The sequence below is a fragment of the Actinoplanes sp. OR16 genome, assembly GCF_004001265.1.
Lineage (GTDB): Bacteria > Actinomycetota > Actinomycetes > Mycobacteriales > Micromonosporaceae > Actinoplanes.
Map to the genome: position 1 here is coordinate 8,825,807 of NZ_AP019371.1, position 10,204 is coordinate 8,836,010.

At 69.8% G+C, this 10,204-nt stretch carries 7 protein-coding genes; 3 read left to right on the top strand and 4 right to left on the bottom strand.

What is annotated here, in order from left to right; all coding sequences use genetic code 11:
• Positions 1–54: 54 nt before the first annotated feature.
• Together EP757_RS40570 and EP757_RS40575 are read left to right on the top strand one after the other, a co-directional pair.
• Positions 55–1,824 (top strand): ABC transporter ATP-binding protein, encoded by a 1,770-nt coding sequence (locus tag EP757_RS40570; RefSeq protein WP_127553631.1) that lies wholly within the window; start codon positions 55–57, stop codon positions 1,822–1,824.
• 2 nt (positions 1,825–1,826) lie between these two features.
• A complete protein-coding gene (locus EP757_RS40575; RefSeq protein ID WP_232050763.1) occupies positions 1,827–3,773 on the top strand; it encodes an ABC transporter ATP-binding protein in 1,947 nt (648 codons plus the stop codon).
• A 313-nt stretch (positions 3,774–4,086) separates the two neighbouring features.
• Here the strand turns inward: EP757_RS40575 and EP757_RS40580 are convergent, their stop codons facing one another.
• Positions 4,087–4,965 (bottom strand): serine hydrolase, encoded by an 879-nt coding sequence (locus EP757_RS40580; protein WP_127553633.1) that lies wholly within the window; start codon positions 4,963–4,965, stop codon positions 4,087–4,089.
• 114 nt (positions 4,966–5,079) lie between these two features.
• Between EP757_RS40580 and EP757_RS40585 the strand changes: the two genes are divergently transcribed.
• A complete protein-coding gene (locus EP757_RS40585) occupies positions 5,080–5,487 on the top strand; it encodes an RDD family protein (protein ID WP_127553634.1) in 408 nt (135 codons plus the stop codon).
• A gap of 39 nt (positions 5,488–5,526) precedes the next feature.
• Here the strand turns inward: EP757_RS40585 and EP757_RS40590 are convergent, their stop codons facing one another.
• From EP757_RS40590 to EP757_RS40600, 3 genes are all read right to left on the bottom strand, one after another.
• The gene (locus tag EP757_RS40590; RefSeq protein WP_127553635.1) at positions 5,527–8,046 is read right to left on the bottom strand and encodes a M14 family zinc carboxypeptidase; all 2,520 of its coding nucleotides are present in this window, start codon (positions 8,044–8,046) and stop codon (positions 5,527–5,529) included.
• Between the two features lie 128 nt (positions 8,047–8,174).
• Positions 8,175–9,041 carry a CoA ester lyase gene (locus EP757_RS40595; RefSeq protein ID WP_127553636.1) on the bottom strand — a complete coding sequence of 289 codons (867 nt, stop codon included), beginning with the start codon at positions 9,039–9,041 and terminating at the stop codon, positions 8,175–8,177.
• Positions 9,038–10,201, bottom strand: coding sequence for an acyl-CoA dehydrogenase family protein (locus EP757_RS40600; protein WP_127553637.1), 1,164 nt, complete (start codon positions 10,199–10,201; stop codon positions 9,038–9,040). The genes EP757_RS40595 and EP757_RS40600 overlap by 4 nt, the downstream gene beginning before the upstream one ends.
• Positions 10,202–10,204: the final 3 nt, after the last annotated feature.

The window sequence follows — 10,204 nt, forward strand, 5'->3', positions numbered from 1 at the left end:
CGGCACATTCGTCGGACACTTGAGAAAACGGGGTCGTTAGCTAGGCTAAGCACTGTGACCTCCCCGCCACGCCGGGCCCCCAAGGCCGGCATCGATCCCGATCCCGGCAAGTCCTGGCTCCGGCGGGCGTGGCCACTGGTCCGCGCCCACCGCGCCCTGCTGATCACGTCGCTGGTCCTCTCCTTCATCGGCCTGATCGTCCAGGTGCAGATCCCCGACCTGGTCCGGATCGGCATCGACGACGCGCTCGTGGCCCGGACCGAGAGCCTGAGCCGGTACGTCTGGCTCATCGCGATCCTCGCCGTGGCCCAGGGTGTCATCAACTTCTTCGCCCGGCTCTACCTGCTGCGGACGGCCTACGAGATGGAGTACGACCTCCGGAACACCGTCTTCGGCCACCTCATGCGGATGTCCTACGGGTTCTACGACCGGGTCCAGTCCGGTGAGCTCATGTCGCGGGCGACCAGCGACATCCGAGCCGTGCAGATGTACCTGGCGTTCGGCCCGTCGATCCTCGTCCAGTGCACGATCGCGGTGATCGCGTTCGGCCTGATGGTGTCGATCAACGCGCCGCTGGCGGTGGTGGCGATGGCGACCATGCCACTGATCGCGTTCCTCGGCGTACGGATGCGCAAGGCGATCTTCCCGGTCTCCTGGCTGATCCAATCGCGGCTCGCCGGGGTCGCGACGGTGGTCGACGAGAACATCCAGGGCGTCCGGATCGTCAAGGCGTTCGCGGCCGAACAGCGGCAGATCAGCGCTCTCTCCGCGGCGGCCGACAGGGTGCGGTGGGCCTACACCACCGACGCGCGGATCCGCAGCCGGTGGATGCCGGTCATGGACAACCTGTCCCGGGTCGGGCTCGCCCTGGTGCTGCTGGTCGGCGGCCTGATGGTGCTCGGCGGCGACGCCACGATCGGGACGATCGTGGCGTTCAACTCGTACGTGCTGATGCTCCAGCCGCCGTTCCGGATGCTCGGGATGATCATCATGATGGGGCAGCGGGCTGCCGCTTCGGCGCAGCGGATCTACGAGATCCTGGACACGAAAGCGGATATATCAGAGCCTTCTGAGCCGGCTGCTCCGCCTCCGCGCGGCGCGATCCGGTTCGAGGACGTCCGTTTCGCCTATCCGGACGGAACGATCGGCCTCGACGGACTGACGCTGGACATCTCGCCCGGCGAGACGGTGGCTCTGGTCGGCGCCACCGGTTCCGGGAAGTCGACGGTCGGCAGACTCGCCGCCCGCTTCTACGACGCCGACGCCGGGCGGGTGCTGCTCGACGGGCAGGACGTGCGCGACTACCGGCTCGCCACGCTGCGGGACCGGGTCGGGATCGTGCCGGACGAACCGTTCCTCTTCTCGGTGTCGCTGCACGAGAACATCGCCTTCGGGCGGCCGGGCGCCGGCCGCGACGAGGTGGAGGCGGCGGCCCTGGCGGCCGGCGCCGACGAGTTCATCCGGGACCTGCCGGACGGGTACGACACCGTCGTCGGGGAACGCGGGTACACCCTGTCCGGCGGGCAGCGCCAGCGGGTCGCCATCGCACGGGCGCTGCTGGTCAACCCGCCGGTGCTGATCCTCGACGATGCCACGAGCGCGGTGGACGTACGGGTCGAGCACGAGATCCACTCCTCGCTGCGGGGGCTCATGGAGGGGCGGACCACCGTCGTGGTGGCGCATCGACTGGCGACGATCGGGTTGGCGGACCGGGTAGTGCTGATCGAAGACGGTCGTGTGGTTGCCGATGGGGCACATGCCGACTTGCTGGCTAATAGCCCGCGATATGCGAGCGTTCTCGCGGCTCAGGAGGTCTCCGCGTGAGCATGTTCGGCGGTGGGTTCGGCGGGCCCGGCGGAGGGCCCGGCTCCGGAGCGATCGGCGGCATGGGCGGCACCGGAGCCGGCCGCCGGGGCGGGAGCCCGTTCACCGGCATTCCACCGGAGCTGGCGGCCGGCGTGGCGGTCCTGGAGTCCCGGGAGCCCGATCCCGGTGAGCCGGACCCGGTCTTCAGCCAGCAGCCGGACGGCGGACGGCTGACACTGTGGTCGCTGCTGTCACGCCGGCCGTACTTCCTGGTCACGGCCGCGGTGGCGGTCGTCGTCGAAGCGATGCTGCTGCAATCGGGGCCTCTCCTCGTACAGATAGGCATTGATCATGGAATCAGCGCGGGGGATCGTCGGGTTCTGATCGCGTCGGCCGTCGCCTTTCTCGCGTCCGTCGGGCTGACCGCGCTCGCCTCCGGGGTGCGGATCAGGCAGAGCGGGCGGCTGGCCGCCTACGCCATGCGTGACCTGCGCGTTCGCATCTTCACCCACCTGCAGCGGCTGAGCCTCGACTTCTACGTGAAGGAGAAGGCCGGCGTCACGATGACCCGGATGACCTCCGATGTGGAAGCGCTGCAGCAACTGCTCCAGGAGGGGTTCGCGCAGTTTCTGATCCATGGCCTCACCATGGTGCTGGTCACCGCGGTGCTGATCCACTACAACGCCACGCTCGCACTGATCACTTTCGTCCTCGTCGTGCCGCCGCTGCTGCTGCTCTCGCTCTGGTTCCGGCGCGCCGCCGACGTCGGGTACAACCGGCAGCGCGACTCGATCGCCTCGCTCTTCTCGCACCTGTCCGAGAGCCTCTACGGCGTCCGGGTGATCACCGCGCACAACCAGCAGGACCGCAACGTCATCGAGCACCGCGGGGTCGTCGGCGCCTATCGCGACGCGAACGATCACACCGGGCGGATCAATGCGATCTATGGCCCCGGTACGTCGGTGATCGGCCTGCTCGGGCTCGCGGCGATCCTCGGCATCGGCGGGAGGATGGTGCTGGGCGGCACGCTCACGATCGGCGAGCTGACCGCTTTCGTTCTCTATCTGAACGCGTTCTTCCAGCCCGTTCAGCAGCTGGTGCAGCTGTACACGAACTACCAGCAGGCGCGGGCGGCGCTGGGGAAGTTGCGCGGACTCCTGACGACGAGGCCCAGCGTTCCGGAGAAGTCGTCATCCGTCCCTTTGCCGCCGGTCGTCGGCGAGATCATGCTGCATGACGTCACGTTCGGTTACTTCGATGATCGGCCGGTGTTGCGCAATGTGAGCCTGCGTATCTCGCCCGGCGAGACCGTCGCCTGCGTCGGCCCGACCGGCGCCGGCAAGTCCACCCTCGCGAAGCTGGTGTCCCGCCTCTACGACCCGGCGGCCGGAACCGTGCTGATCGACGGTCATGATCTGCGGGACGTGACGCTGGAATCGCTGCACCGGCAGGTCGGCGTGGTGCCGCAGGAGCCGTTCCTCTTCGCCGGAACCCTGCGCGACAACATCGCCTTCGCCCGCCCGTCAGCGACCGACGCGCAGGTCATGGCGGCGATCGAAGCGGTGGGACTGACCGATCTCGTCGACCGCTCCCCCGGCGGCGTCCACACGATCCTCCACGAACGCGGCCAGTCCGTCTCGTCCGGCGAACGCCAGCTGATCGCCCTCGCCCGCGTCTTCGTGGCCGAACCCCGCATCGTGATCCTCGACGAGGCCACCTCCAGCCTCGACCTCCGCTCCGAACTGCGCGTCGAGGCCGCCATCCAGCGTCTCCTCCAGGGCCGGACCGCCATCCTGGTCGCCCACCGCCTCTCCACGGCGGCCCGGGCCGATCGGGTCATCGTGGTCGATGACGGTCGGATCCAGGAGTCCGGCCCCCACGCCGAACTGGTTGCCGCGGGTGGGCGATATGCCGCCATGTACGCGACCTGGCAATCCCATCATCCGGTACGGGATGACCGTCCGTAACCAACCGCACGATCACCGTCCCCTGGCGCACCACACCTGCGGCCACGTTCCCCCGGCTCACGCCGCCGCCTTCCCCGGCGCGCCCTCACCCTCTCGCCCACACCGGTCCGGCTGTGACTCATGGCTGTTCGCCGGGCACCCGGACGGCAATGAGTCACAGCCGACCGAGTCCGGCTGTGCCTGGTTGCTGTGCCCGGAGCCGCCGGACAGCAATGAGTCACAGCCGACGATCGCGGCCGGCCTTGGCGAACCGTCCGGCAGCACGGGAGAGCGGCGAATCGGGCTCGGGGACGGTTCTGCCGTGCGGCCGGAATCAGGGCAGGGGGATCCGGGACAGGAGCAGGTCGTGGACGGCGTCCAGGAGGTCGGCGTCCTGTTCGGCGTGGGCGGTCACGGTCACGGTGGTACGGCGCGCGGGGTCGATGACGGCGTATTGCCCGTACCGGCCGTCCATCCGGTAGATGCCGCCCGGTTCACACCAGACGCCCAGGCCGTAGGTGGTGAACCGGCCGTCGTGACCCGTCGTCACCGGGGCTGCGGTGAGGGAGCGGACGTAGTCGGCGGGGATCAGGCGGCGCCCCTCCCAGAGCCCCTCGTTCAACAGGAGGCGGGCGAAGCGGGACAGTTCCTCCGTACGAAGGAAGAGATCGCTCTCCGCGAAAGGGTGACCGAGCGGGCAGGTGTGCCACGCGGGATTGTGCAGATCGAGCGGGCGGAAGATCCGGGCCGTCAAGAAGGACCGCAGGTCAGCCCCGGTGACGCGGGCGATGACCCGGCCGATCGCATAGGGGCCGGAGCCGGTGTACCGGAACACCGAACCCGGCTCGGCCGTCAGAGGCGCCGCGACGATCTCGTGCAGCAGGTCGGCCGCGTCGATCCGCTCATCGGCGAACCATTCATGGCTGGTGCCGCTCGTCATCGTCACGAGATGCCGCAGGGTGACCCGCTCGAACCCGTCGGCGGCGAGCGGCCGCAGCTCCGGCAGGTGGTCGAGCAGGAGGTCGTCGAGCGTCAGCCGGCCGTCGGCGGCGGCCAGTCCGAGGGCGACCGAGGTGAAGGTCTTCGCGACCGAGTAGAGGTTGACCCGGTCGTCGGAGCGGAAGCGGTGGCTCAGCGGTTCGTGGCCCTCGCGGTGCACGTGAATGCCGTACACGCCGAGATCACGGGCGGCCTGGATGAAGTCGTCGTCCACGCCCGGACGATACGGCGATGACGACAGCTGAGGGGACACCCACCCGTCCGATGTATTGCCCTACCCACGCGTCTGCACGAAGGTGAGCCATCACGACGGACGAAAGGGACGGAAATGACCACACCGGCCGAAGATCTTCCCTATGGATGGGCGCCGCTGGTCGCTGATCGGGTCCTGCCCACGCCGGCGCTGGTCACGCCGGGCGGCCGGATCGCGGCGGGGCTGCTCGATCTGCTGCTGTTCGTGGTGACGCTCGGCGCCGGCTGGCTGGTGTGGGCGATGTTCACCTGGCCGGCCGGTCAGACGCCGGCGAAGAGGCTGCTCGGTCACGTGGTCGCGGACGGCGTCACCGGGCGGCCGTTCGGGCGGCGGCGGATGGCGTTCCGCGAGGTGTGCCTGAAGGTCGCGCTGAACGTCGTGACGCTCACCGCGTTCGCCTGGATCGACTGCTTCTTCGTCTTCACCGACCAGCATCGGACCCTGCACGACCGCATCGCTGACTCGGTCGTGGTGGAACGCTGACCCGGCGGCCCACACGCCACCGGGTCAGCGCGTCGAGGGCTACCCGGCGGTCCAGAGGAGAGCGCGGGCATACTGCGCGTACAGGCCCTTCGGGTGGGCCCGGAACAGCGGCTCGGTGCCGAACAGGACCGCCCGTCCCGCGCCGGCCGTCGCCCCGGAGACCACCGCGGCCTGACCCGCCGCCTGGGCGGGACCGTTCGTCCCGGCCGCCGTCGGCTGCCAGTGGCCGGCCACCAGCGGAGTCGCGCCGTACCGCTGCTCGACGGTGAATCCGCTGCCGGTGAACCAGATCGGCGAGTAGACGAACGAGTGCGGCAGCGAACCCGCTCCCACCACGGGACCGGAATTGACCACGTTCACCACACCGTTGGCGTCACCGCGGCCGGCCGTCGCCACCGCCGGCAGCAGCTTGGCCGCCGCGTTGAAGGCGGCACCGGTCGCGCCCCGGGTGACGACGCCGCCGCCCCGGGCCAGGAACGCGTCCACCGTCGCCTTGCCGGTCGCGTTCAACCCGGCGTAGGACAGGCCGGACGAGACGATCAGCGTGTCCACGCCGTCCAGTGAGGCGCCGGCGTTGAGCACCGCCGTCGACACCGTGCGGACGGCGAACCCCATCTCCTTGAGGGCGAACAGCTCGTCCGCGGAGACCGCTCCGGCGATCACCGGCTGATCGAAGACGTCACCCTTGGTGCCGCGGGACGCCGCTGTGAAACGTACCCCCAGGGTCTTCGCCACCGCGGAGGCCTCGGGCCGCGCCTCGGCCGGGACCACGACGGTGGCCGCGTCTGCTCGCCGGAGCTTGATCCCCTGCGCGAGCAGCTCGTTCACCGCGCGCACATCGTTGCCGTCGGCCAGCTTCAGCAGCAGGTCGCTGCCCTTGCGCGCGTCGACCGAGCCCTGGAGCACGGCCTCCTCGACCGGGGACGTGGCGACGCGCGGGACCGCGTGCCGGCTGGCGTCCACGGTGGCGCCCCAGAGCAGGCCGTGGCTCCACCCGGAGATGTCGTACATCTGCGGCACCAGGTCGGAGATGTCCCGGCCCGCCTCCAGCAGCACGTTCGCGAGACCACGCTTCGGCTGGTGCATGTCCACGATGTAGGTGCCGGCGGCGTACCGGCGGCCGTTCACCGTGAAGTCCCGGTGTGCCTTCTTGATCCGCACGTCGTTGTCGATCAGGTGGTTGACCAGGCGCGTCGCGGCAGGCGTTCCCGCGGGGATGACATACGCCCTGGGGTACGTCGTGGAGTACCGATCCTCCGGCCCGAACCCGTCCACGAAACCGTCCGGGATGACCGGGGCGGCCTCTCCCGCCCAGCCACGGCGGAACTGCTCGATCTGACCGGCGAGCAGCGACGCCTTGTTCGTGCCGGCGTAGACCAGCGTGGCCTCGATCGTCGCGGCCGCCACGTCCGTGTTGATCGCCGACCGGCGGCGCAGTTCCTCGACCGGCAGGGTGTTGTAGTTCGCGTTGTTCACCGCGAGCGGGATCTCCACGGTGTGCCCGACAGCGCCCTGGTAGATCGCGTACATCGGGGTGAAGATCGGCGGCCAGTCGTCCCAGTCGCCGGGCGCGTAGTCGCGGAACGGGATGTCGGCGCGGGTGGTCTCGGCGTACCCGAGCTTCTGGATCGCCGCCTCCATGCCCAGCGCGTTCGGCAGGGCGTGCTTGATGTAGAGGTCGTACTCGTAGTTCTGCCCGTGCGGCGGGGTGGCCGGCTCGATCAGCGTGGTGCCGGTGTAGCCGTGCTCGTCCAGCATCACGAACGGCTGGGTGCCGATCACCACGTCGCGGACCGCCCGCGACTCCGGCTGGGAGTTCGTGGCGTGGTCGCGGTTGATGTCGAAGCCGGCGCCGTTGGCCCGGGTACCCGCGACCCGGCCGTCCGGGTTGTTCGTGACCGTCACGTAGACGCGACTCGTCTTGAGGAAGTCGGCGGTCGCGGTGTCGGTCGCGGTGGCCAGTCTCTCGATGACGCGGAGAGCGCCGTCGGTCCCCTCCCACTCGTTACCGTGGATGTTCGCGTTGATCCAGACCGGAGTCTTGTAAGAGGATTCAAGCGATTTATCGCGTTTTGCCGCCCAGGGATTGTCCTCGATCAGGTGTCGCCAGCGGTCCTGCCTCGCCGACTCCGCCGTCGACTCCGGCGCGGTCACCGTGACGAGGTAGAGGTCGCGACCCCCGGCCGACTTGCCGATCACCTCGGCGGACACCCTGTTCGACGCCTTCTGGAGGGCGTTCAGCTTGGGCGCGATGGCGTGGTACGGGATCAGTCCGAGCTTGATCGACCGGTCGTCGGGGTTCTCCGGATAGACGGGGAGCTCGTTCTGCCGTGGATATCCCCGCTGTTTCCTCGTGGTGCCCTGAGCCGCGTCGGCTGCTCCGAGCGTCCGCGCGGCGAAGGTCTCCAGGGCGGCGATCTCGTTGCGCTCCGGCCCGTTGCCGAAGTCCCTGCTCGATGGGGAGTCGCCCGGTGCTGCGCCGGCGGGCGCCGGCGTGGCCAGCAGGGTCGCGGTCAGCAGCGCGGTTCCGAATCCGGCCAGCGTTCGTGACAAGTCCACAAAGCACCTCCGTTGGGATTCCCCCGACCCTCCCCGACGACCCGGCGCATGCGCAATGATCTATGCGGCCAAATCTCGGCGCCCCGCATCAGCAGCCTGCCAGGTCGACCCGGTCAGCGCGGCGCCGATCACAGAATCGGCCCCGAGCCGGGTCGTGACAGCCGGTTCCCCGCCGTTTCGCCCACCGCGAGGGCGAGCACCCGGCGGGCGTCGCGGACCACGGCCTGGTCGACCATGCGGCCTCGGGCATCCAGGCAGACGCCGCCTCCTGCCGCTGCGAAGCGGGCGATCAGGTCCCGGGCCTCGGCCACCTCGGCCGGAGTAGGGGTGAAGACGTCGTGGACCACGGGAAGCTGGGCGGGGTGGATGCAGGCTCGGCCCCGGAAGCCGAGGCGTTTGAGGGCCAGGGTGGTGCGGCGCAGGGCGTCCAGGTCGCGGAAGTCGGTGGTCACCGCCGCGGCGGGAGGGTCGAGTCCGGCGGCGGCTGAGGCCAGCACCACTGCCGATCGTACGAACAGAAGCTCTCGCTCGTCCTCACCCAGAGCGACCCCCAGCTCTGCCGCGAGATCCGCCTCGCCTATCTGCAGCCTCGCCACGCGAGGCGCGTGCGCCATGGCGGCTGCCGCGAGGATCGCCTGCGGGGTCTCCAAGAGGGGTACGAGGGACACGGCGCCCGCCGGATCGAGATCGTCGAGCACGGCGGTGACGGCGGACAGCTGGTCGGGAGAGGCCTTGGCGACCACGAGACCCCGGACGGCCGGCGCGACCACCGCCCGGGCGTCGTCGACTCCCCTGTCCCCCACGTTGACCCGGACGAAGATCGGCGCGTCCGGCTGCTGATCGGCCAGCCAGGTGGCGACGGCGGCCCGGGCGGCGTCCTTCTCGGCGGGCGGTACCGCGTCCTCCAGGTCCACGATGATCGCGTCGGCGCCGCGGCGGAGAGCGGAGGCGAGCATCTGCGGGCGGTTGCCGGGCACGTACAGGAAGGACCTCATCCGATCGACGCCTTCCCGGCCAGCAGCGCGCGGGCGATCACGACGCGCTGGATGTCGTTGGTGCCCTCGCCGATCATCATGAGCGGGGCGTCCCGGTAGAGGCGTTCCACCACGAACTCCTTCGAATATCCGTAGCCGCCGTGCACCTGCATCGCGGTGAGGGCGCAGAAGACGGCGGCCTCGGACGCGAACGCCTTCGCCATGCCCGCCTCCATGTCGACCCGGTGACCGCCGTCGGCGCGGGACGCGGCCCAGTGGACGAGCAGGCGGGCGGCCTGCACCTGCGCGGCCATCTCAGCGATCTTGAGTTGGATCGCCTGGAAATCGCCGATCGGCCGGCCGAACGCCCGGCGCTGGCCGGCGTAGCGCAGGGCCTCGTCGTACGCCGCCTGGGCGATGCCGAGCGCCCGGGCGGCCACGTTGATCCGGCCCGTCTCCAACCCGGAGAGGACCTGCTGCATGCCGCGTCCCTCGACGCCGCCGAGCAACCGGGTCGCCGGGACACGGACGTCCTCCAGCAGGACCTCGCAGGACTCGGTGCCCTTGTAGCCGAGTTTCGGCAGGTCACGTTCCACGGTGAAGCCCGGGGTGCCCGCTTCGACGAGGATCACGGACATGCCCTTGTGCGGCGGGTCGGCGGAGACCGAGGTCTTGCACAGCACCGGCAGCGGATCGGCATGCCGGGCGTTGGTGATCCACGTCTTGCGGCCGTTCAGGACATAGTGGTCGCCGTCCCGCACCGCGGTCGTCGCGATGCCCTGGAGATCGGTGCCGGCGTCCGGCTCGGTGAGGGCGATGCCGGTGCGCCGCTTTCCGGACGCCAGGTCGGGGAGGAATTCCGCCTTCTGCTCGGATGTTCCGTGCCGCGCTATCAACCAGCAGGAGAGCGAGTGACTTCCCAGGATGCCGGCGATGCCCATCCAGCCCTTGGCGATCTCCTCGAAGGTGAGGGCGAAGCTCACCATGTCGGCGCCGAGGCCGCCGTACTCCTCGGGCACGGTGAGGCCGAACAGACCGAGCGAGCGCATGGTCTCGACGATCTCGGTGGGGTAGCGGCCGGACTCCTCCCACTCCTGCGCCACCGGGCGGATCTCCCGGTCGACGAAGTCGCGGAGCACGTCGCGGAACATCCGCTGCTCGTCGGAAAGCTCGAAATCCATAGG

What these genes read in the sequence shown, in the direction of transcription:
- EP757_RS40575 (WP_232050763.1), top strand. Translation starts at nt 1,827, where the DNA reads ATGTTCGGCGGTGGGTTCGGCGGGCCCGGCGGAGGGCCCGGCTCCGGA.
- EP757_RS40585 (WP_127553634.1), top strand. Translation starts at nt 5,080, where the DNA reads ATGACCACACCGGCCGAAGATCTTCCCTATGGATGGGCGCCGCTGGTC.
- EP757_RS40595 (WP_127553636.1), bottom strand. Translation starts at nt 9,041, where the DNA reads ATGAGGTCCTTCCTGTACGTGCCCGGCAACCGCCCGCAGATGCTCGCC.
- EP757_RS40600 (WP_127553637.1), bottom strand. Translation starts at nt 10,201, where the DNA reads ATGGATTTCGAGCTTTCCGACGAGCAGCGGATGTTCCGCGACGTGCTC.